This is a genomic window from Cupriavidus necator, from assembly GCF_016127575.1.
Classification (GTDB): Bacteria; Pseudomonadota; Gammaproteobacteria; order Burkholderiales; family Burkholderiaceae; genus Cupriavidus; species Cupriavidus necator_D.
Genome location: NZ_CP066020.1, coordinates 178,299 through 200,173 on the forward strand (window position 1 = coordinate 178,299; position 21,875 = coordinate 200,173).

General features: G+C 60.0%; 20 protein-coding genes and 3 pseudogenes. 17 read left to right on the forward strand and 6 right to left on the reverse strand.

All coding sequences use genetic code 11. The features are described 5' to 3' along the window. Positions 1-319: 319 nt before the first annotated feature. Positions 320-2,035 (forward strand): ATP-dependent nuclease, encoded by a 1,716-nt coding sequence (locus I6H87_RS32865; protein ID WP_011154066.1) that lies wholly within the window; start codon positions 320-322, stop codon positions 2,033-2,035. Further along, positions 2,028-3,446, forward strand: coding sequence for a UvrD-helicase domain-containing protein (locus I6H87_RS32870; protein WP_041688652.1), 1,419 nt, complete (start codon positions 2,028-2,030; stop codon positions 3,444-3,446). Before I6H87_RS32865 ends, I6H87_RS32870 begins: the two co-directional genes overlap by 8 nt. A gap of 115 nt (positions 3,447-3,561) precedes the next feature. On the opposite strand, the gene I6H87_RS32875 is transcribed toward I6H87_RS32870, so the two are convergent. Both I6H87_RS32875 and I6H87_RS32880 read right to left on the reverse strand, forming a co-directional pair. Beyond that, positions 3,562-3,765, reverse strand: a complete 204-nt coding sequence (locus I6H87_RS32875) for a hypothetical protein (protein ID WP_136227930.1) — start codon at positions 3,763-3,765, stop codon at positions 3,562-3,564. A gap of 72 nt (positions 3,766-3,837) precedes the next feature. Next, positions 3,838-4,365, reverse strand: a complete 528-nt coding sequence (locus I6H87_RS32880; RefSeq protein WP_041688654.1) for a hypothetical protein — start codon at positions 4,363-4,365, stop codon at positions 3,838-3,840. A gap of 204 nt (positions 4,366-4,569) precedes the next feature. Between I6H87_RS32880 and I6H87_RS34935 the strand changes: the two are divergent. The 3 genes and pseudogenes from I6H87_RS34935 to I6H87_RS32890 all read left to right on the forward strand — a co-directional run. Further along, positions 4,570-4,814: pseudogene (locus I6H87_RS34935) on the forward strand (H-NS family nucleoid-associated regulatory protein); the annotation flags it as partial. A gap of 262 nt (positions 4,815-5,076) precedes the next feature. After that, positions 5,077-5,829: a HipA family kinase gene (locus tag I6H87_RS32885; RefSeq protein ID WP_136227931.1), complete on the forward strand. Its 753-nt coding sequence runs from the start codon at positions 5,077-5,079 to the stop codon at positions 5,827-5,829. After that, a complete protein-coding gene (locus tag I6H87_RS32890; RefSeq protein WP_082236120.1) occupies positions 5,826-6,713 on the forward strand; it encodes a hypothetical protein in 888 nt (295 codons plus the stop codon). Before I6H87_RS32885 ends, I6H87_RS32890 begins: the two co-directional genes overlap by 4 nt. A gap of 385 nt (positions 6,714-7,098) precedes the next feature. Here I6H87_RS32890 and I6H87_RS32895 read toward each other — a convergent pair whose 3' ends face one another. Then, entirely contained in the window at positions 7,099-7,566 is a 468-nt protein-coding gene (locus I6H87_RS32895; protein WP_041688658.1) for a hypothetical protein, read from the reverse strand. Between the two features lie 144 nt (positions 7,567-7,710). Between I6H87_RS32895 and I6H87_RS32900 the strand changes: the two genes are divergently transcribed. The 10 genes and pseudogenes from I6H87_RS32900 (at position 7,711) to I6H87_RS32950 (ending at position 15,029) form a co-directional block, all read left to right on the forward strand. Beyond that, a complete protein-coding gene (locus I6H87_RS32900) occupies positions 7,711-8,034 on the forward strand; it encodes a hypothetical protein (protein WP_136227932.1) in 324 nt (107 codons plus the stop codon). Positions 8,035-8,105: 71 nt separating this feature from the next. Next, positions 8,106-8,591 (forward strand): GIY-YIG nuclease family protein, encoded by a 486-nt coding sequence (locus tag I6H87_RS32905; RefSeq protein WP_041688660.1) that lies wholly within the window; start codon positions 8,106-8,108, stop codon positions 8,589-8,591. Positions 8,592-8,849: 258 nt separating this feature from the next. Then, a pseudogene (locus I6H87_RS32915) lies at positions 8,850-9,628 on the forward strand (DNA-binding protein); the annotation flags it as partial. Then, on the forward strand, positions 9,612-9,875 hold the full coding sequence (locus I6H87_RS32920) for an H-NS histone family protein (RefSeq protein ID WP_011154072.1): 264 nt from the start codon (positions 9,612-9,614) through the stop codon (positions 9,873-9,875). The pseudogene I6H87_RS32915 and the gene I6H87_RS32920, both read left to right, overlap by 17 nt. Before the next feature lie 304 nt (positions 9,876-10,179). Continuing rightward, the gene (gene tnpA / locus I6H87_RS32925; RefSeq protein WP_082236121.1) at positions 10,180-10,590 is read left to right on the forward strand and encodes an IS66-like element accessory protein TnpA; all 411 of its coding nucleotides are present in this window, start codon (positions 10,180-10,182) and stop codon (positions 10,588-10,590) included. Beyond that, a complete protein-coding gene (gene tnpB, locus I6H87_RS32930; RefSeq protein WP_011154074.1) occupies positions 10,587-10,934 on the forward strand; it encodes an IS66 family insertion sequence element accessory protein TnpB in 348 nt (115 codons plus the stop codon). The genes tnpA and tnpB overlap by 4 nt, the downstream gene beginning before the upstream one ends. Positions 10,935-10,964: 30 nt before the next feature. Next, on the forward strand, positions 10,965-12,518 hold the full coding sequence (locus I6H87_RS32935) for an IS66-like element IS883 family transposase (RefSeq protein WP_011154075.1): 1,554 nt from the start codon (positions 10,965-10,967) through the stop codon (positions 12,516-12,518). After that, complete coding sequence (locus tag I6H87_RS32940; RefSeq protein ID WP_136227933.1) at positions 12,482-13,801, forward strand: hypothetical protein; 1,320 nt, start codon at positions 12,482-12,484, stop codon at positions 13,799-13,801. Before I6H87_RS32935 ends, I6H87_RS32940 begins: the two co-directional genes overlap by 37 nt. Positions 13,802-13,826: 25 nt before the next feature. After that, complete coding sequence (locus I6H87_RS32945) at positions 13,827-13,973, forward strand: hypothetical protein (protein ID WP_011154077.1); 147 nt, start codon at positions 13,827-13,829, stop codon at positions 13,971-13,973. Positions 13,974-14,156: 183 nt separating this feature from the next. Continuing rightward, a complete protein-coding gene (locus I6H87_RS32950; protein WP_041688667.1) occupies positions 14,157-15,029 on the forward strand; it encodes a hypothetical protein in 873 nt (290 codons plus the stop codon). Positions 15,030-15,660: 631 nt separating this feature from the next. Here the strand turns inward: I6H87_RS32950 and I6H87_RS32955 are convergent. Further along, positions 15,661-17,931, reverse strand: a complete 2,271-nt coding sequence (locus I6H87_RS32955; protein ID WP_136227934.1) for a hypothetical protein — start codon at positions 17,929-17,931, stop codon at positions 15,661-15,663. Between the two features lie 7 nt (positions 17,932-17,938). Then, positions 17,939-19,078, reverse strand: a complete 1,140-nt coding sequence (locus I6H87_RS32960; protein WP_041688671.1) for a hypothetical protein — start codon at positions 19,076-19,078, stop codon at positions 17,939-17,941. A gap of 161 nt (positions 19,079-19,239) precedes the next feature. On the opposite strand from I6H87_RS32960, the pseudogene I6H87_RS34940 reads away from it, so the two are divergent. Both I6H87_RS34940 and I6H87_RS32965 read left to right on the forward strand, forming a co-directional pair. Continuing rightward, positions 19,240-19,527 (forward strand): annotated as a pseudogene (locus I6H87_RS34940) (DNA-binding protein); the annotation flags it as partial. Between the two features lie 258 nt (positions 19,528-19,785). Then, entirely contained in the window at positions 19,786-21,240 is a 1,455-nt protein-coding gene (locus tag I6H87_RS32965) for an AbiJ-related protein (protein WP_011154078.1), read from the forward strand. Between the two features lie 348 nt (positions 21,241-21,588). Here I6H87_RS32965 and avs1c read toward each other — a convergent pair whose 3' ends face one another. Further along, positions 21,589-21,873, reverse strand: coding sequence for an AVAST type 1 anti-phage system protein Avs1c (avs1c, locus tag I6H87_RS32970; RefSeq protein WP_051398625.1), 285 nt, complete (start codon positions 21,871-21,873; stop codon positions 21,589-21,591). Positions 21,874-21,875 lie beyond the last annotated feature (2 nt).

Sequence of the window (21,875 nt, forward strand, 5' to 3'; positions counted from 1 at the left end):
ACCGCCCACGGGTGGGACGCGTTCATTTCAATTCGTCCTTCTCGAGCAGATTGATACGTTGTTGCTCCAAAAACGCTTGTGATTCAAGAGCTTGCAGAAGAAGCAATTTCTCAAGCGAAGCGAACCGGAAAGCCTTGCTGGAAGCAGCTTCCCATGGACCGTTACATTTTGCACGTTTCGAACGTTTACCCCTGATGCGGGGACGTCTCTGGTGATCACCGCCGCGCAACACCGCCCAACCGATGCTCCCGTTCTCCGCACAGTGTAGCGACGCCCTTATGCGATCATGTGCCCTTTACCGTCAGTCCCCCATTTGTCAATGACTCGCTTGCGCAAAATCGAGATCCGCCACTTTCGCGGCATCCAGCATTTCACCTGGTGGCCGGGCCCTGGCCTCAACGCGTTGATCGGACCTGGTGACGCGGGCAAGTCGAGCATTCTTGACGCCATCGATCTGTGCCTGGGCGCGCGGCGCACCGCGCAATTCGGCGACCATGATTTTTTCCGCATGAATGTCGACCAACCCATCGTGATCGAGATTACCGTGGGCGAGCTCGACGACGCGCTCAAGAACTTTGAGGCGTATGGCCTGTACTTGCGCGGCTTCCGGGCGGAGGACGGCGCCGTGCTCGAGGAGCCTGACGCGCACTGCGAGACGGTGCTGACGATTCGACTGACGGTCCAAAGCGACTTGGAGCCGCAATGGCAGTTGATTTCCGAGCGCGCTGCGGCGCAGGGGCTGACCCGGCACCTGGCCTGGGCCGACCGGCTTCGGATCGCGCCTGGCTGGCTCGGCGCAAGTGGTGATCAGAACCTGAGCTGGCGCCGCGGCTCGGTGCTGAACCGGCTTTCCGACGAAAGAGCGGATGCGTCGGCGGCGTTGGTGCGCGCCGGACGCGACGCGCGCCTGCGCTTCGGTGATGAGGCTCAGAATCAATTGGGGCAAGCGCTGCAGCAGGTGCTGGCCACTGCCACCGAGCTCGGTGTGCCAGTCGGTGGCGAGGTCAAGGCGTTGCTGGATGCCCACGCCATTTCGGTGACGGGCGGCGCGATTGCGCTGCACGACGCCGCAGGCGTGCCGCTGAGATCCCTAGGGCTCGGCTCGGGCCGATTGCTGGTGGCCGGACTGCAACGGGCCGCCGCAATGGAGACCTCAGTGGTGCTAGTCGACGAGATTGAGACCGGACTAGAGCCGCATCGAATCTACAGGTTGCTCGTTACCCTGGGGGCCAAGGAACCGGCACCGCCGCTACAGGTGTTTCTGACCACCCATTCGCCCGTGGTGGTGCGCGAACTCTCGGGCGCGCAACTCTACGTGCTGAGGCAACGCGATGGCGTGCATGTCGCGCATTGCTGCGGAACCAGCGACGACGTGCAGGGCACGATGCGCCGACACCCGGAAGCGCTGCTGGGAAAAAGCGTCATGGTGTGCGAAGGCGCAAGCGAAGTTGGCCTGGTGCGCGGACTGGACCAGTATTGGTCTGGCTCGCCTTCCATCTCGACGTTCGGCGTGGTCCTGGTCGACGGCTCTGGATCGTCCGCCGTGCAACGCGCCATGGCGTTCCAAGCGCTCGGCTACCGGGTGGCGCTCTTGCGGGACAGTGATGTGCCGCCCAAGGTGGACGAGGTGAGTTTCAAGGCGGCCGGGGGAGAGGTATTTGCTTGGCGTCAGCCGAATGCGCTGGAAGACGAGCTGTTTCAATCCCTGGCCATCGAATCTGTCACCCAGCTTTGGCAACTGGCCAAAGAGAAGAAGGGGGAGGATCTGGTTGACGCGCACCTCCGGTCAGCGAGCGGGAACAAACTCACTTTGCCCGAAATCGAGAAGCAGCTGTATGTGGATAGGGTGATCACTAATGAAGCGCGGCTCGCTCTCGGCCAGGCCTCACGCAATAGCAAGAATCCCTGGTTTAAGAGCGTTACGGCCATGGAGGAAGTTGGCTTCACAATTGTCGGGCCAGGGTTCGAGAGCGCTGAGCCCGCCTTTGGCACTGAGGTGGCTAAACTGTTCCAGTGGTGTCACCACCATGGCTAATTATGACCTTGACCTTCTTGAACTAGCCGGCGCGCGGGTAGAAGCGCCGGCCGGTTGCGGCAAGACGCAGATGCTGACGAATGCCCTAATGCGTCACGGGCAATCCAAGCCGATCTTGTTGCTCACCCACACCAACGCGGGCGTGGCCGCGCTGCGCAAACGTCTTGAGCATGCTCGGGTGGACCCGAGCCGATACCGGCTCGGGACTGTGGATGGCTGGGCGATGAAGCTGGTCGCGACGTTCCCGGCGCGCGCGGGCATCGACCCGGCGCTCCTTGCCGCCCTACGGCCCGACTACAACGCCATCCGCGAGGCCGCGGCACGGCTGCTGGCGGGAGGTCACGTGGGCGACGTGCTGGCGTCGAGCTACGCGCGCCTCTGGGTCGATGAATACCAGGATTGCTCGGTCCGCCAGCACGCCATTATTCAGGCGGCTTCGGCATTTCTGCCAACCTGTGTTGTCGGGGATCCGTTGCAGGCAATCTTCGGTTTCGGCGGCGATCCGCTGGCATCGTGGCAGGACGACGTGTGTCGACATTTCCCGAGGCTCTTCACGCTCGATCGACCTTGGCGCTGGATCAATGCCGGTGCAGAGGTCCTCGGTCAGTGGCTTTTGCAGGCGCGCCAGGTCTTGCTGAATCGGCAGCCGATCAACTTGGCGAGCGCGCCCCCCGCCGTGCAATGGGTGCAGCTCGATGGTTCGGCTGGGGATCACGCTCGCCTTCTCCAGGCAGCTGGCACCGCGGCGCCGCATCGGGACGGCACGGTACTCGTTATCGGCGACAGTACCAGTCCTCAGAGCCAGCAACGGATGGCAAGTCTTGTGCCGGGAGCCGTCACGGTCGAAGCCGTGGACTTGCGCGACTTGGTTGACTTCGCGACCGGTTTGCAGCTGGCAGCTCCGGAGGCGCTCAGGCGCGTCGTCGAATTCTGCGGCCGGCTGATGACCGGGGTCGGCGTTGCCGCACTGCTGGAGCGAGTGGAAATCCTGCGGCGCGGCACAGCACGGCGAGAACCGAGCCTGGCCGAAGCCGCCGCGCTAGCGTTCGAAGCCGAACGCTCGCTACCCGCCGTCAAGCGGCTCATTGAGGCAGTTCGCCAGCAGCCGGGGACACGAGTCTTTCGCCCTATTGTGCTGCGCGCCTGCTTGACTGCGCTCGACACCTCTAGTACAGGCGGCACGACGCTGCAGGAAGCCGCGATTCGGATTCGCGAGCAGGGCCGCATGCAAGCGAGAGCGCTGCCACGGCGGGCGGTGGGTAGCACGCTGTTGCTAAAAGGACTGGAGGCACACGTCGCGGTCGTTCTCGCTGCGGACACCTTGAACGCGTCAAACCTTTATGTCGCCCTGACGCGGGGCTCGACCCAACTGGTGGTGTGCTCACGCACTCCGCAACTGCTGGGACGTTGACCTCTCGGGAAAGGACGTGGCGGCCGTAGAATCGCGGATTCCTTTGCCTGCAATGCCAATAAAAAAGCCCTGCAACAGCAGGGTTTTTTTATTGAGCAAGCGCATCTACCAATCGTCAGCGACGTGCGCCGGCGTAGACGCTGAAGGGACCGTGTTCGGCTTCCCACTTGCGAGCGATCTCGGCACGCTTTTTCAACGCCTCCACGCTCATTTCCGGACGGGCGAACAGAGCGCGCACGCGCGCGACGGCGGCCGAATCAGCCTCGTTCGGACGTCGAACCTTTGCAACAAGTCGAGGAGCGTTTGCCTTGCGATCCATGGTGCCGTTCCAATGTGTTGCCGAAAAGTGCTTCGGCATTATCTCGGAATGTACATCCGTATGCCCTCGATTCTACCGGGTTTTCGCCGGCCGTGCCATCATGCTCACCGACCGACCGACCAGCTTGGCGGTGCGGTAGCCGTGCTGTTCATAATAAGGCACAACTTGTGCGAGTGGCTTATCAATCACTATCTGCGCCGAGTTGAAGTAGGCCGCGATGACATCAAGGATAACGTCGATGGCCACAAAGCCACGGCCCTTTAGGAAGTCGTCGGTCTTGTCTCGCTCCAGGAAGAGTAGCTTGGTCAGCAGGCCGCCCTTGGAAACCCGGATCAGACTAAGAATGCAAACGATATCGCGAGTTCGAATGCCGATAAAGCAACTTTTTGTCGCCGAGCTGCATTTTTTCCGCGCGCCCTCCCAATTTAGCATCGGCTGGCTCGCCCACCCTCGCACGACTTCTGGCACGGCCGACGTATGAATAATTTCTGCCCGCGCGGCAGGGTCCTCGAACAGAGCATGTAGCGCTTCTTCCACCTCGTCCAGCGCCTGTTGTACCTGTTCAATGAACCTCTTGCGGGCCTCAGATCGTGCTGACATAAGTCTCCAAAGTTAGCCGCCGCTTCGAAGCGCGGTGCCGTCGGGAATGGATTCTAACGAAGGAAGTGGGGCGGCTCGTGACGAATAAGCAACAGCTCGCTACGTTGGAAATTGCGGGCTTTTTTCGTCAACTTCAGCTCGCACGCTGCAAGCACAGAGCGAAGAGCAGGACAAAGAACAGGGTACGCTCCTCCCTCAACCCGGATGACGGCAACCGTGGCAACGACGGCAAGTGACAAAGAGCGGGCGGACGCGATCCGCTTGATCCAGACCTAGATGGACGAACGCTGAACGAGTTGGAGGCGGGCGGGGTGCTTTGATCCGCCGCCACCCGCCCCTCCGCCGCCGGTCTGCTACCGCAACCCCAGGGCATGAGCTGGGACGGGCAGGGCGAGATGCCCGATTGGCTGCGGCGGGCGGTCAATGCCGGGCAGAGCGTGGAATTTTTCCTGGGCCGAGAGTTGCAACCGGCTCTCCAACTTAAGGAGTCAGATTTCTGGCTGAGGCCGCTCCCGCGCAACGGGGATACAATATGTTGGGAGAATGAAGAATCCCATCACTACATATGGTATAAATGCGAGATGTGCGGACTTTGCTTGGGACTGACCCTGAGTGCAGATTTCACACGCGTGCCGCCTTAAGCGAGGAACAGTGTCTCTGCCGGACCTTCCCTTTCCATACGGTAAGCTTCAATTCCGACCAATCACCCGCGTGAGCGAAGCTTCGCGTGTTGTACTGGTGGGGCAAGTCTGTTCTCCTGTCTCACTCGCGCGCTTTAATGCGCACGTAAAGCTGCTTCCGGAGAAGGAATTCATTGCGGAGTCCGCGTGCGCGTGGCTGGCCAGACAGGTGGGACTGCCCGCGCCCGAAGCGATGTGGATCTGCGTATGCCGGAGCGCCTATCCAGCCGCGTGGCCGTATGGGGACGAGGACGTGCACGTCTGTTTCGGCACCCGGTCCATAAGTAATGCGCTACCGCTTAAAGTTGAGTCTTCCACCGCCGGCTGGCTCTTCCAGCAAGATCGGGTCCTGCTCATCGCAAAGATCGCGCTTTTCGATGAGTTAGTTGGCAACGACGACAGGCATCAAGGCAACCTCTTGCTAGGACCAACTGGCAACATTCTAGTGATTGACCATGAGCGAGCCCTTGGTGGAACCGCTGCTGGGCTCTTCTCCAGTGACCTGATAGGTCCTAATCATCTTTTGGAGCTTGTCAGGGAGCTGCCTGCGAAGCAAAGGGCGGAGCTTAAAGCGCCACTTCTGCAGTTTGCGACCGCTTGCGCCGTTGCGGTTGATCGGCTACCGTTCGACCAGATCGCCGAAGCCAATCCGACGCTTAAAGAGGCGGCCAAACGATTCTTAGCAAAGCGCGCCGCGTCCCTGCACGACGTAGTGCTTCGGACTCTCGGCGTACCGGGTCTACCAGGTATTTCTGAAGTCCCCCTCCGATCCGCACCGCTATGAACCACCTTGTGTTGCACTTCGAACTGAATACACCTGCATCAGGCGTGGTCAGCGGCCAGGCTCGGCTCGCCAATCTTGTTTTCGAGGCTTCCGGTGAGGCGTTGGCCATCGCGGTGCTCGGCCAATACTCTGATTGCACCCCATTCGCGCGAGTGGTGACGCCGAAAATTCTTAAGTGCCTGCCCCAGGAACTAGGTCATGCATGTCATACCTTCGGAACCCTACTGGTTGCTGACTACCTATCTTGGTCCAACTCGGGTAAAGAGTTCGCCGACTGGCGCGCTCCGCTAGGTGGTATCCGTTTGGGAGAGCCTTTTGACATTGATGCTGAAGACGAAGAGGGAGTGGTCGTCAGAGCTCTTGATCGCTGCTCTTTGTATAGAGGACGCGTCGACTTGGCATCGAGAGCCGAGGAAACTGACCCTAGGCCTATACATGAAGCGCGCTTCGCCAAATCGGTGAAGGATGAGGTCTTGTCCGTGGCGCCCACTCTTGCACAGGGATTCAACAGAAGCTTCAGCCTAACTGGGACGACATCCGGCTTCTCCATAGACTATGTCGGCCACGCTTACGCTACTTGCTACGCTGCCATTAATCCGAAGGCTAAATCCATGGTAAGAAACAAGACGGCAGCGGCTGCTCTCTGGCGGCTTGCGCGCGCACGTGACGCTTTTGGATTTGCTACGCCGGAATCCATTGAGTTGACGGCTTGGATACCGGCGCCTGGGCAACCCATTTACTCAGACAGCGAGTATGCGGAAGTCAGCGATATTCTCTATGAACTGAGAGAACAGGCTAAGCGAGAGGATCTTCAAGTCTTTTCCGCTTACGATGCAAAGCGTGCTTGTAGCCGATTGCTTGCAGAGGAAGCCTTGACACATTAAAGCGTTGCCTTCTGCTAGCAGCAGTTTCATGTAAGAAGCAACTTCGTTCGCAAGCTAATGTTTTTTTTGGGTTGGATAGCCGGCCGCGCACGGCTGACGGAGCGCCGACATCGAACTGGCAACCTGTGCATCGACTTGCTGCTCGTCCACTAGGCCGAGGACCTTTGCGCCTAGGTGCTATTTTTGACGCATGCGCGGCACGAAGCGATGTGTGATTTTGGTAATTTTCGGACGGAAGGAATATGGCCGGTCATCCCAATGTCCCCGAGCGAGCCCATGTTGGTGTCGAGCTGAGATTGACGTCATGGGCTGGTTGGCTCAAGCGCGACCACCGCGCCACATGTTCGAAGCTGGCGAGCGCAGTAGCGGCGCTCGCCGACTAATACTATGAGGTCGTCAACTTGGTACGCCAGAAGTCCAGAACACGATGAGCCAATTCCACAACTTCAATCTTTCCGCTTAGGGTCAGGCCGTTGTCCTCAACAAGCAGCACGTAGACCTCCTGCTCGAAGTACCCTGGCTCGACGTATCCGTCCTCCGCATAGCTCTCGTCCACAACATCCTCAATAAGGTCGTGGCGTGCATTGGTTAATTCAAAATGTTTTAGGCCATCTGCAATGTGGGCGCAGATTTTAAGTACAGGGTTTCCTGACCGCTCACTGACCAACCCTGCCCAGTCGGCGATATGGTGAGCTGTGACAAAGAAGTTGAAAGCAATCCAAGCGTCCTGTGGATTGGCCTCTAGTTTCGCGAGGTCATTTTCTGCCTTGAGCAAAAGATCACGAGCACTCCGAAGTGCCAAGAAACCTGTCCGAGAAGGGGTGTAGTGAGCGATGACGTTTGGCTTGACCATTCGTTTTCCTATTATGGTGTGCGAGTCCTTTGTGGGGTAGTCGTACTTTTTGAGCAAAATCTGGCACTAGCCAACCGGAGAGCCGACTGCAGCAAGGCTTTGTGGCTACACTCACTTTGTAACGGCAGGCGTTGTGGCAAGCCCTTGATCCACATTGATTTTTGGAGCCAACCGCCAGATTTCGCACCAAAAGTACGATCACCCCCCAACGAGCTGCGCGCCTCTTTCTTTTGTCCATCCGCAGTTCGTGATCTCGAGCGCTTTTTCCTCAATCCGCAGTGGGGCTCCCCCGTCAATGAGAATATCGGCGGCGGCACACTAACCTATCGCGCTGTGCAAGACCCTCGCGCACCGGAGCGGACATTCTGGCGCTTCACTATCTACGGTATCGTCATGGGACATGCGCCTGGGCGACCGGGCGTGCGGGCGGATGCGATCTATGGCGTCTCAAATCCTCCGCGAGAATGAGAGTGCTGGCGCCGGGGCAGGTGCAAGCCAATCGCGGCCAAAATTCAGCCGACTAGCCGATCAGGGGCGCAATGGAAACAATCGACGGTATCGATTTGAGCGGCTTCACGCCTGCGGTCACCATCAAGAGTCTCCACAACACCCGTTGCACCCACGTACCCACCGCAGCGGGCGTCTATGTCGTTGTCCGCACAGAATCTACCGCCCCGAAGTTTCTCTCAGAGAGCCGGGCTGGATGGTTCAAGGGGCAGCATCCCAGCTATCCGGAACACATTGTTCGAGATAATTGGGTAGAAGGCGCCACGGTGATCTACGTCGGGAAGGCCTGCGGGCGCAACGGTCTTCGCCAGCGAGTGCGCCAACTGGTGGAGTTCGCCTACGGCAAAGCGATTGGGCATCGCGGTGGTCGACTGCTTTGGCACCTCGCGGAGTGGGAGGATTTGCAAATGCACTGGATGGAGTGCCCAAGCTTGGCAGCAGATGGCCTCGAAACCGAGTTGATCGGACAGTTCCGACAGATGTATGGCGATCGCCCGTTTGCGAACATGACGAAGTGATAGTCAGACATCCGCTACGGTTCCGTGTGCCTTCTAATTAGGAACTGTTGGCGGCGCTATGCTGTTGAAATGGCACAAGGCGACCTGGATTGATACCGCGAACGGCGTGATCTCAAAGTCACGGTAGAGCCAGCCGCGGATCGATCAGCGCGGCGGCGAAAGGCGCAGCTGCGCTTCGTCGTAGGCCTTATGCGCCTCCGGCCAGGATAGAGGGTTGGCCGGGATTCCCAAAATATCTGAAGCTTCAGATATTTCGAATCCCGGCCGGCCCTCGCGGTCGCGCGGGAAGAGGTCGCGGCCATCTCGGCGCAGTTGGCCGAGGCGCGCCAGTCGCACGGCGCCGTGCAGGCGGACCTGGCCGCGGAGCGGCAGGCGCACGCGGCGACGCAGGCCCGGCTCGAAGCGGGCCGCACGGAACTGGAGGCGGGCCGACGTCAGCTGGAGACGTTGCGCACCCAATTCTCGACGGAGTTGGAGCCCGCGAGCAGGTGACCCTCGCGCAGGAACGGGCCGAGGCCAGCGAGCGGCGGAGCTTGCGCGAGCTGGACGCCGAGCGCACCGCCCGCCAGCAGAGCGAGCGCGCGGCCGAAGCGTTGCGCGGCGAACTGGCGGCGGTGCGCAGCGAGGCCCGCGACGTGGCCGTGGCGCAGGCCGAAATCCGCGCGCGGCTCGAAGCCCAGGCCGCGGCGCTAGCCGATCGGCTCGCCACCGCCGAGCAGGCGCAGCGCAAAGCGGCGCACGACCTGGACGCGCTGCAGGCGGAGCTGGGCGCGGCGCAGCGCCGGGCCGAACGGGCCGAGGCCGAAGCGGCGCTGGCGCGCCAGCTGCTGGCAGAATTGCGGGTGGCGCCAGCCGGGCGGGGGGAAGGTGGTGGCGGGCGGCGGCGCAAGGCCGGCGACCCGGCGCCGACCGAGCAGGCGGCGCCAGGCGAAAAACAGAACGAACAGCAGGACGACAAGCAGGGCGCGCCAGCCGCAGCCTTGAATCCGGAAGACGGCAGCGACAGCAGTGACGACAGCAATGACAGCAAAAACTGAGCGGGCGGCGGCGATCCGCTGGATCCGGGCGGAGATGGCCGACTACGGGCTGACCATGGAGGAGCTGGCAGCGGCGGGGTGCTTCGATCCGCCGCCTCCTCCGCCACCGCCGCCACCCGCACCAGCGCCGGTGGTCTGCTACCGCAACGCCGCGGGGCAGAGTTGGGACGGGCAGGGCGACATGCCCGACTGGCTCAGGCGGGCGGTCAATGCGGGGCAGGCCGTGGAGTTTTTCCGGGTCGGGTAGCGCCGCCGCTATCTCGGCTCGGCCGCGGATCGATCTGCGGCCGATGCCCCTTGTGATAGCGGATTCCCCGTATCTTGGCACGCCCCCTACAACCCGCGATCGATCGCGGCTGTCGGGCTATTGGCGGCCTACCGTGCCGACCCTCAGCCGACAACACTGGAACGCGTGCTTCACGTGGCCGTCCAGCACGATACGGGCATGGCCGGGTGCTACGGGCCGGGGCGACTGCGCAGCGTAAGCGAGTCGCCAGCACCGTCTGTACCGTTCAGTAGAGTGGCGCCAAAGTAGTTCCCACCAAATAGTGATGGGAACTACTTTGTCACAGTCACAGGAAGAACCAGTCGCCGGCAGTCGCAAAGGCCGGCCGAACCACAGCGAGGAATTCAAGCGGCGGTTGGCAGCCGCTGCGTGTGAGCCGGGTGTCTCGGTATCGAAATTGGCGCGCGAGCACGGCATCAACGCGAACATGCTGTTCACCTGGCGCCGACGCTATCGAATGGAGCAGCGCCAGGAAGCCGCGGTGTTGTTGCCGGTGACCGTTGAACACCCAAGCTCGCCACCCGGTCCGATGCCAATGAGTCCGGCCGCTGCGGTTTGCGAGCCGACGCCGCCGCACGGCGCCATTGAGATCCGTTTGGGCCGAGCGGTGATTCGCATTGAAGGGGCAGTCGACGCGACCACGTTGCGTACCGTACTGGACCGTTTGACGCCATGATCGGGTTGCCGGCGGGAACACGCATCTGGATCGCTGCAGGCGTGACCGACATGCGCTGCGGATTCAACGGGCTCGCCGCGAAGGTGGAGGCGACTCTGCAGGAGAGCCCGTTCTCCGGCCATGTCTTCGTCTTCCGCGGCAGGCGCGGCAACGTCATCAAGGTGTTGTGGTCAACGGGCGATGGGCTTTGCTTGCTCTCGAAGCGCCTGGAGCGCGGACGTTTCGTCTGGCCGCAGGCCGACAGCGGCAAGATCCACCTGACGCAAGCGCAGTTGTCGATGCTGCTGGAGGGGATCAACTGGAAGCAGCCCGAGCGCACCTGGCCGCCACTGTCGGTGTTGTAAACCTTGCGGCATGTGCGTAAACTGCCGCGCATGCCAATCGACCCCAGCGATCTCCCCGACGACATTGAGGCCCTGAAGGCCTTGGTGTTGGCACAGCGGGAATCGATCGCACTCATGGAACGGGCCTTGGCGGTCCGCTCCATGGAGATCGAGCAGCTAAATCTGCAGATCTCAAAGCTGAGGCGGATGCAGTTTGGCCAGAAGTCCGAGAAGCTGGATCGACAGATTGAACAGCTCGAGACCCGACTGGAAGATCTGCTGGCCGAGGAAGGTGCGGCCGAAACCGAAGCCGATCCGCAGGCTACCCCTCCTGTCCGGAAGAAAGCGGTACGCAAGCCGTTGCCGGAGCACCTGGAGCGGGAGGAGCGCATTCTCGAGCCCGAGACCGAAGCCTGTCCAGAGTGCGGCGGTAAGCTCAAGCCGCTGGGCGAGGACATCTCGGAGCAACTCGATATTATCAGCAGTTCATTCAGGGTGATTCGGCAAGTGCGGCGCAAGAAGGCCTGCGCCTGTTGTGATTGCATCGTGCAGGCTGCAGCGCCAAGCCGGCCAATTGAGCGTGGCATTGCCACGGCGGGGCTGCACGCTCACATACTGGTTGCCAAATATGCTGATCATCAACCGCTGTACCGTCAAGCCGCGATCTATGCCCGGCAGGGCGTGGAGCTGGACCGCACGACCATGGCTCGCGGTGTCGGCGCTTGCGGTGCGCTGGTACGCCCCCTAGTCGAGGCTTTGCACCGATACGTGATGATGCCCGGCAAGGTGCATGCGGACGACACACCGCTGCCGGTACTTGCGCCAGGTAAGGGACAGACCAAGACGGGAAGACTATGGGCTTACGTGCGGGACGATCGCGCATCGGGTTCAGATGCTGCACCTGCAGTCTGGTTCGCCTACACACCAAATCGCCAGGGCCAACATCCCCAAGCGCATCTGGCCGGCTTCCGCGGCATCCTGCAGGCAGACGCGTATGCGGGCTTCAACGCTGTTTTTACCGATGGCAGTGTGCGCGAAGCAGCTTGTATGGCCCACGCGCGCCGTAAGGTGCACGATCTGCATGTCCGCAAGGCAACGCCGACCACCACGGAGGCGTTACGCCGGATCGGCGAGCTCTATGCCATCGAAGCGGAAATCCGGGGTAAGCCACCTGCCGTGCGTCAACAGGTGCGGCAGCAAAGATCCCGGCCCCTACTGGACAGCCTCGAAGTGTGGTTGCGAGAGCGGCTATTGACGCTCTCAACGCAGTCGGAAACGACCAAAGCCATCAACTACATGCTGAACCAGTGGCAAGCGCTAATCTACTACTGTGATGATGGTCTGGCAGAGATAGACAACAACATCGCGGAGAATGCGCTGCGCGGTGTCGCGTTGGGTCGGAAGAATTTTTTATTCGCCGGCGCTGACAGTGGCGGCGAGCGCGCGGCCGCAATGTACTCGCTCATCGGGTCCTGCAAACTCAACGGCATCGATCCCGAGGCCTATCTGCGTCACGTCTTGGCCCGCATCGCCGATCATCCCGTCAATCGGATCGACGGACTTCTGCCGTGGAACGTCGCCGCTCAACTGGCGTTGCAAGCCTAAAGCAGCACCATTCCTGTCTCGTCGTCAACCACGGTGCTGGCGATCCGCTTACTGCGCAGCGATCCCTGCCACCGGCAATGCTACGGACGCTGATGCGCCTGGGCCTGACCTCGACCACCTACGCCTTGCCAAGCCGCGATCTAGTGGATTGGGAGTGCGTCGAGGACTATCGCGCCCATCGTGAGGCGCAAGAAAACGCCCGAAAAGACGCGGAACGTGACAGGCTGCGGGCAGCGGTCACGGCGGAACTGCGATGGCTGTCGGGCGAGGGGGACGAGCCTGGCTGGCCGGAGCTGCCGGACCCGAGATCCCCGAAGGTGCGTGCCGGGATCCCCTTGGGCGTGCCGCGACGACAGCGTGCAAAGCCACCCGCGCCACGCGAGTACGCGCTGGACTCGAGCGCGGCGGCGCATTGGCTGTCGCTCGCGAAAGACCTTTGGTATCGGGACGCGCCCGAGCGGTTGCGCGGCCTGGTGCTTCACTGTTGGGCGTGGACGGCAAGCGCGAACGGCGTCGGATGCAAAAAAGATGAAGAGCCTGGGGAGCGCGCGCATCAATGGAACGAAGCGTATTTCGCCGCAGCGACCGCCGCGGCCGCCACGCTGGGTGATGCCGGCCTCAGCGAGATGGTCCTCCAGCGCGTCGCCCAGTTGCCGCAAGATCGCTTCCTCGACGCCACCACCGCGGTGCTGCATGAGCTCGACAGACTCTGGATGAACAACGGGCTCGTGTCGGGTCCCTTAGTGTTATTGGTATGGGAGACCCTGGCGTCGCGCATCAGGGAATTCTGGGCGTGGAAGCGACTCACGTCTGAGTGCTCGACCAGCGCGGAAATCCATCTCACAGGCGCACTCGCTGCGCTGTTTATGGGGGAGTACGAGATCGGGAAGGGACCTCGCTGCTATGTCCGTCCGCCCGGGGCTGAGGGAGCGGACGCCCTGTTGCCGATGCTCACGCGCCTGGCCGTGGAGGCCGCGCCGTCCACCTTCGTCGCCCTCGCGATACTTGGCCTGCTTGAGGTGCAGCCGCAAGTGCATCGACTGACGTTCCTTGCGGGAGTGGTCAGTGCCTGGTGGCGGGCGCAGGGTGCAAACACGGAATTCTGGAACGACTACGGCATAGGGCCCCGGGTATGCGCCTGGGTCGAAAAGGCCATCCTAAGCGCTCCGGTACCCCAGGAGGTTCTGGATAGCGCGGAACTGACGTCCGTCGTGGATACGCTGGTCCAAACCGGCACGCCACTGGCGCGGATCCTCGACGAGAAGCTTGCGCGACCGCGCTGACGCGGTCCTGTGGATCAAGTCCCACATGGCCCACCTCGGATTGACCTACGAGCAGCACCTCCTCGCGGCCGGCTGTTTCGCGTCGCCCGGCGTGGCCGGCGGCAAAAAGGTGTCGGTGGAGCGCCTGTCAGAGGAGTTCCGGGATTCACCGCCAAACCGCGGCGAAGCATAGCGAGCGCCTGGCGTTATTCCTGCGGGGTAGAAAGGGTGTTAATGGCGAAATCGGCGAGCAGGCAAAGGCAATGCAGTATGTGGATGCTGCGTAATCGTGGCATTGTTGGAATGGAAGAGGCTGCGTAGCTGGTCGGTGACTTTGGAGGATAATGGCCTTTTTCGCTCCTAGTTTTTGACTAGCATGGACGCGCCTAAAGACGAGCCAGTACTGCCGCAGCCCATAGGCACAAGCCCCGACCAGTGGAAAGCTCTAGGAAGTTCCATTGTTGAGATCGGGGTTGCCATTGGATCCGCCTTCAGGCAGATGCAGGAGTGGTGGGTAGCCAATGCTCCGGTTATAGGAGCTGCAATTCAGTTCGCGATTAAGGAGCTTCCTCCTGCGTACCGTCGAGCAATGGTTGAATTGGCTAAGCACGGTTGGTACATTGATATGCAGCGCATGGGGCTGGGGCATCCCCCTCGGCTAGCCGAAGCTCTTCGCAAGAACGAGGGTGCCGAGGAGGCGAAGGAAGAGCTAAGACTGCATTTTTCAGTGCATTTGGATGAGATTGAAACTGAGGTGTGCGAGCTGCTCCCACACCGCTCGCATATCCTGGCGCAGGCGTTCAATGCCCACAGGGCCGGGCAGTACGCGCTTTCAATACCAGTGTTCCTGTCGCAAGCCGATGGAATCTGTTTTGAAAAGGTGAATGCCTACTACTTCGTTTCCGACAAGACTCCGGAGGGTCGGAAGATTGGTCGCCCGGAGACTGCTATCCATGCCGAATCCCTCGACCATGATTTTTGGACGCGTATTGTGCTGGCTCCGCTAGGCGAATTCGGTGAGCTCAATGTAAGTGGCAAGAAGCGGCCTCCAGACTTCCAAGGGCTAAACCGCCACACAGTGATGCATGGTCAGTCGCTCGACTATGGAACTGAGATCAACAGCCTCAAGGCGATCTCACTTCTGAACTATGTGTCGCACGTCTTGGCCCGCAAGAGCTTTCCGCAGCGTTTGCAGGAAGGTGACAGCCCGCCAGTCGCCGGCCGCCTCGTGCGAAATCCACGTCGCTAACCCGGAGCTGCTCGTCAAGTTCGAGCCGGGCCAGAGGTTTTTACGTCGACTTCACACCCCGCATAACCGGGGTAGTCCCGCGTAGCGCGCATTCCTCCCGGGAAAGCCGAGGGTTCGCTTGCCGAGCGAGAGTTATAGAAGGAAGTCGACCGGGACAGCCCCGTGAAGGCAAAGCTGAGGCGACGCGCGCCCCCGACGCACGCACGCCGCAACGTCGCTACGTCGCTGGATGTGTAACCGTCTTACCGTTACATCACGCGGGCCCTGGTGAAGGCACTGGGCCTGCCGGCAGGAACCATTGAATTCGAGCTGCGCGCTGCCGTCGGCGAGATCGTTACGGTGAATTGCACTTACGTTCAAACCAATGACACTACTTTCGGGTTTAAGCCGGCGCCGCGCCCATGCGGCCATCCAGTTCCATCATCAGATTCTAAAACTGAGCCGTGCCGGTCGCCTTGAACAGCAGGTCGCGTGTGCGTCTCGGTATCCCGTCCATCGGTACCGACTTTTTTGTTCTGGGCGTGGCGGTACGTGTTCGCGAATTGCCAATAAGGTGGAGCTCGCCGCAGCGCAGCGCCGGGCCGAGCGGGGCGAAGCGGAAGCGGCCCAAGTGGACGACTTTAGCGAGACGTCAGTTTCCCAAAAAAGCTGCGAATCCTGCGCGCAGGTAGATGCTGCTTCGCGCGCCGTCGTCCGCGATGCCGCGCGCCAAGCCTCGCATCTGAGCGAGTAGCAGCTCCCTCAACGCCCATAGATCGGCTGAACCAGGAGCGGCATTGGCAACGTCTTCGATGAGTTGTCGCACGTAATTCTTGGTTTCATCATCTACTTCGGAACTGGTGAGGCACCTTAGCAGACAGATCACAAACAGAGTCTCATTTTGAAAGTGTCGAACTACCCTTGAGCCTAACACGAGCGACTTGGGGAACCCTTCAGGATTTATGTACGCGGGCGTCCTTGTTCTTGCCTGTTGCACTGCGCTCGCACATGCGAAGAGCAACTGGATAGGCGTGGCGCCGGCGACCAGCAATGGCGAGTCATTGCCAAAGACGGGCGCCGACCGCCCCTTTTCCAGGCATACCCACTCAGAGTGGACCAGGCCTGTCTCCGTTTGCCCCAAAAGTGCGCCTCGCTCATCCGTCCCACCTGCCTCCTCGTCGTCAAACTCCAAGGGGAGCTGAGAAATGCTGAAGGACTCTCGGCACCACGGACAAGCGCGCTCGCCGGAATCCGGAAGTGCAAACCGATATAGCCATTCAACACGAAACGCCCTTTCATGATGGTCGGAGGCGATGCCTCGAATTGCACTGTCCATCTCACTTTCATTCGCGGGGAGGACGAGCAGTGGCATGAGTGTGATGAGCCTGGGCGCCACGAAGAGGTCGTTCGATCCCCGTATGGCTTTGACATATGCCTGCAATCTTTCGGAGCCGTAGGCGACGTCATCGATTATCAATATCGATTCAGACTGCGAGATTGCTTCCGCGAGAGTGCGATCTAGGTCGACCGCAAGATTGATGCGCAATGATTCATGCGACTCTACGCGAATCTGTAGTTCGCGCTTGAGGAATCGGGCTATTGCAGCCGCGCCTCGATGAACAGGGGTGATGATGAGGTCGGGAACTGGGTCCATACCCCGAATCTTGCCGAGGAGCTGTTCGCAAAATGCTGGGATTTCCAGCAGTTTCTCCACGTTGATGCTAAATGCACGATGCTTCCCGCTTCCCCAGCTCGTATCATTGACGTGCGTGCGCAAAACGCCATCGAAATGGCCGTAAGCTTCGATGAAGGTGCGCTGCGCTCTGAAGAGGAGGGGGGGCAATGCCCGGGTGTCGACATTTCTCGCCGCGAGGAAGTATCGAGCGCGATCAATGCGAAATACGGGACTGTTGCCTTGCTGACATGCCACGCAATGTTCAGATGACGTCGTGTGCCAGTAGTCATCGATTTGTAGTGCGCAAAATGCATGCGACGCTGGGTCTGGCGTGGTTGCGTAGAGCACTGACGTACCAACGGGCACATCAAGTGACCCCGCGACTCTCCGCAATGTCTTAGTGAGTGTGCCAGTGGACGACACGCTGACAATGAAGTGAATCCGGGAGTTTACCGCAATGCGTGGCTGCAGCCATTGACGAAGATCTGCCGATCTGTCTGGGTTCTCAGGATATGCGCGTACGCAATCATATGTCATCGCCAATTTGGGGAAGACATGACTCAAGCGAAGCGCAAGAGTAAGCGTACTGGGATTGTCGACCAGCACAACTAAGCCACAAGTCTGATTCGGATCAGCACCGATGGCGTGTTGTTCACAGATGTCTCGGGCGACCCAATATACGAGTTTATCCAGATCGTCAGTACTTGCTAAGCACTCGGCAAGTCGGAAGAAATGAGATGTGTGCGCGCCTGATGGCAACTCAAAATGGCCTCCGTCCACCGCCAGTACCGCACGATTTCGGTGAACATTTACGATGTCAGAGAGTTCCTGGCTGCGGATATCAGTAAGTTCCTCCGCCATCATCACAGCTAGGGCGGGACCACCGTCCCCGTCGGCGGTCACCATCAAGGGTGTCTTGAGCATGTCTTCAGGAGACGCATCCGAGACGATCTCGTTCAGCTGAGGCAAGCGGGGCAGGATCGCCAAGCGTCCACCTTTCAAGCGCTTCGCAACGTCTGCCAAAGCGTATCTTAGACGACCGGACGCTGTCTCTACCGTCTCGGCAATAACCGCTTGATTGAAAATCGCAGTGGCTGTCAACAAACTTCGGAATAGGGGCAAGGCAACACGAGCGACGTATGCTCCAGCCTCACTTGCATAATCATGCGTAGTGGAAGAGAGAGCAGCGTCGATATCGGCGATGGACTCTATGTCGCCGCGAATAAACGCCCAGCGGGTATCTGTCATTGCCGCCTTAGAGAGCCAGTACGCGCTGATCGACGTCTGTGAAGAGCACAGGCACAAACAGGTCTACGCATGTTCCTGCCGCGAACTGCTGAGGAAGCCTGGAGAGAACCGCGCCATCCATTGTCGGCATCTTGTCTTCTCCGAGGGAAAAGTCTTTGATAAGCCGATGGCCAGCGGAAGTAACTTGCAGGCGTGTCCGAAGACGAAATGCCGCGTCCACGACCTTAAGCAAGCCCATCCCTTTTTCGACGGAACTGACGCTCTTGCGGGTCTGCTTCAGCTGAAACGCCCTGCGCAACCGATCTTCGGGGTGTTCCTCAACGGACTCAGCAGGGAGGGTGTTCTGAATGCCTTCTCCCATGTCCATAACGGATATGCAAGCCAGCAGTCGGTCTTTGTCCGTCTTTTCCATTTCCGCAACGCGCAGCAGAAATTCGCGCATCTCCGCAGAAATATCTCGCCTGTCTAGCTGGGCGGCGTTGAAGACGATCTTGGTAATCGAGATGCCTCGTGTGCTATGCCTTGCTACGCGAGCGTCGTGTGGCCGTCCGTGCTGTAGCGTGTTCGCAAAGGTCTCATAGATGAAATCCGTCAGTGTTGGAAGAGTGCTTTGGCTAGCAATGCGCCCCAAGCCCATCCCTGACAAAATTCTGTGCAGACCAGAAGCGAACTGCGAGGGCAATGGTATCTCGGTGGCGTTGACATCCGAGTGGGTGTCAAATACGCGAGGAATCGAGCGTTTGGGATCAAACGCCAGGATGCCAACGCGGTCTCCGAGTCCAATTACGCCACGCTTTGCATCGTAGCAGCGGCCAGCAAACCGTCGAAGCTCCGTCGCACCACTCTCAGGGCCGTCACGGAACGCCGCGGTAGCACATGCCCGTAAGAGCGCATAGCCGAACATCGTGGACAGAAGCGTTCCACTGAAATCGTTGTTGTCCCGAGGGAAAGCGAATTCGCAATGGATGTGTAACGAAGAGCATCTCTTGATGGCAGCACTAAGGTACGCCAGGGCAAGCCCCTCTGCGCCAGCTTCGAACTCCGCGGATTTGCCAATAACAAGGCTAAGGGAGGCTTCGCCCGCGTCTGGCCATTGCAAAACATCTTCTGCGGCAATGCGATCAAGCAGCGTGACTTGGGTAGGCATGCAGTTGTTCCGAGGAGTTCAAAGCCAACAAATCCGTGGGTTCGGGATCTTAGCGCACTGTAGCCCGTTCAGCGAGCAGTGGAAGGTCGGGCAGACAAACTCGGGACGTACGATCCTTTTGAATCAAAGACTTGCAGCGAACGCCTAGTTTTAGCTTTCCCATGAAAAAGGTCATCAAAGCACATTTTAGGTGTCGATGGGAATTGTTGACCTGCTGTTCTCCGACCGCCAACAAGCTCTACAGCCTGGTGCGCAAGGGCAGCGTGGCACGCCAGCTGAGCCGCTGCAAGCGTACTCGCAGGAGCTGTGCGGGCGCACGCGCGTCACCATCGAGCATCCGGACCTCCCGGACGCTTTGAAACAGGTGGCCGCCCACGCCCATCAAGGCAATCTGACAGACGGCCACCGAAGCCGCCATCGGCGAGCTGGCCACGCTGCGTGCCGAGGCCGCCATGTGGTCAGTGCCGCCAAGGGCCGGCGAACGAATTGCTGATAAGTCTTTGAATCTTCGGAGAATGATGTGGGCTTAACTTGTGATGGCGGTCTCTCAGGTGACTCCCACTCGCTCCACAAGCTGCTTGCCCCCCCACGATTGTGCTATCTGGCCTGGCCCGCTCTGGGTGAGCGCTGGCGTGGCTGGCGGCTTCAAAACCAGATTCGCTTTGAATGCTGTCAAAATACGGACAACGAAACGCCGTGGAGCAGCAATGCAGGGTTTACCGGTCTCGCCCTCGCTCATTCCTCTCGACACCCTGAGGGAACAGATCGCACGGGCCGTTGCCACGGCCAAGGCCTACGACGTTCCCGATGTCTGTGTCGGCCTGAGGATTCAGCAGTCGGTGGACGAGGCCGATGCGCAGGAGGCTTTCGGCAGCAAACGGCTGTACGTCCGACGCAGGATCATCTCCTGGAGCGAGGCGGACCTTTTAGACTTGGCAACGCGGGTGCTACGCGATTACCCCTCGGAGGAACTTGCGGACATCGTGAGCGAGATGACCGTCCATGCAGAACAGCGCGTAAGTGCATTGGTCCGGCGTGACGTTCTCAAGGCTCTCAATCCCTTGGCCTCCCTGTTCGGCGACCTACCGCTGATTGATGGACTCAGAGTGGTGTTCGGTGCCTCGGTCATCCAGGACGATCCGACAGGGCTGACTGGTCTGCTTGGCCTTACCAGCCTGCATGGGCAGATTGTCCAGCACTGCTTACGCAACGATGACTGGTCCCATGAAGAGCTGCTGATTCAATGCGGCGCGATGACGTGCAGCCAGACCCGCTTCTTTTCGTTGCTGAACAAGCTTTTGCATCCCATGTCACGCCGTGACGGCGAGCAGGCGACACTAGCCACCGCGATCGACACGGCACTCAGGCGGGACGGCTTCGCGGTTAGGAAGACCAGCGTGGAGTCGGGGTACGCCGTCTATGGCGTGGTCCGCATGCAGGCAGGTGTCGTCGGAGCAATGAAGAACCTGATCTTCGCATCAATCGGTGAGAAGCCAGAATTGGTCTTTCGCGACGCAGTCAATAACGACGTCGAGATCATCAAGCATGCCGACAAAGTACTGGTCTTTGACCGCCCTTTACCCAATTCCGGACTGCTGCTCTGGAAGGACTTGCGCGACTGGTATGCCGAACTTCAGGGTATTAGCGACGTGGCCAGTGCGAAAGAGAATCTTTTCCGGCGGCTGCGCCAGGCTGTGCTCGGTGCCCGTTCGGCGGGTGAGTTTGCGGTATTTCAAGGCTACTACGAGCGCTACGGTGGTCCGCTTGGAGAGCGGTTGCCCGCGCTTGTCCCGCAGGTCTATCTGCACTACGACCCCTACACCCGTCGCCAACGCGGCGACGAACAGTTTTTAGCGCGCCAGCGTATGGATTTTCTGCTGATGCTGGATCACGGCGTGCGCATCGTGATCGAGATCGATGGCCGCCACCACTACGCAGTACCGGATCCTCTAGCGCCGGATCGGTTCATCGCAAACTCCCAGCGCTATGCCGAGATGGTGGCGGAAGATCGTCGGCTGCGGCTTATGGGGTACGAGGTCTACCGCTTCGGCGGTTACGAATTCTTGGACGTTGACCTGGAACAGCGCAGGGTTGGTCCACACGCTCAAAAATGCGTCGCGGACTTCTTTGACAGGCTTTTGGCCCGGCATTGTGTTAGGTGATTAGCATTGTGTGAGGCGACATACCATTTGAAGAGACCAACTACACAAGCGCTGGCAATGGCAGATCCCCGCATGATTTTTTAGTTCAGTGAGCGAGAGAACGGGCGACGTGCTAGGACCGGGTATGCGATATTGCCGACGGTGTGACGAGGTACCCCGCGGACGGTCCTGCTCGGAGTCTAACAGCCAGGCAAGAGGCGGGGAACCGTTTTTCGGCCGGCCTGCCGGCCGCACTCGGGTGGCGAATGTCGAAGCAGGGTCCCGATTGTGAAGGATCCTGCGCGGTAAACGTGGCGACAAGGGACGCCCGGTTTGCCGCCAAGGCTGAGCACTCTTTGACGAAGACCATTACGTCTCGTCGTCGAGGCCTTCGCGATCCTTCGAAAGCTCCCTCAGCTTCTTCCCCATATCGGTGGCTATCATCTGATAGGTCATATTCGCATTCAGGCGGACCAACTCGTCGACGCTAAGCATGTCGATTCGACCATTGGGCAGCAGTCGGACGTTCAACATACCCTCCATGCCATTGGGATGCATCTTGCCGGATTGAAGATGTTCGTGGACGAGATTGATTCGTTCCTCGAACTCTTCCCTCGTCGTGGGCCGCTGCATTGTCGTGAGTTTGGGCAACATGA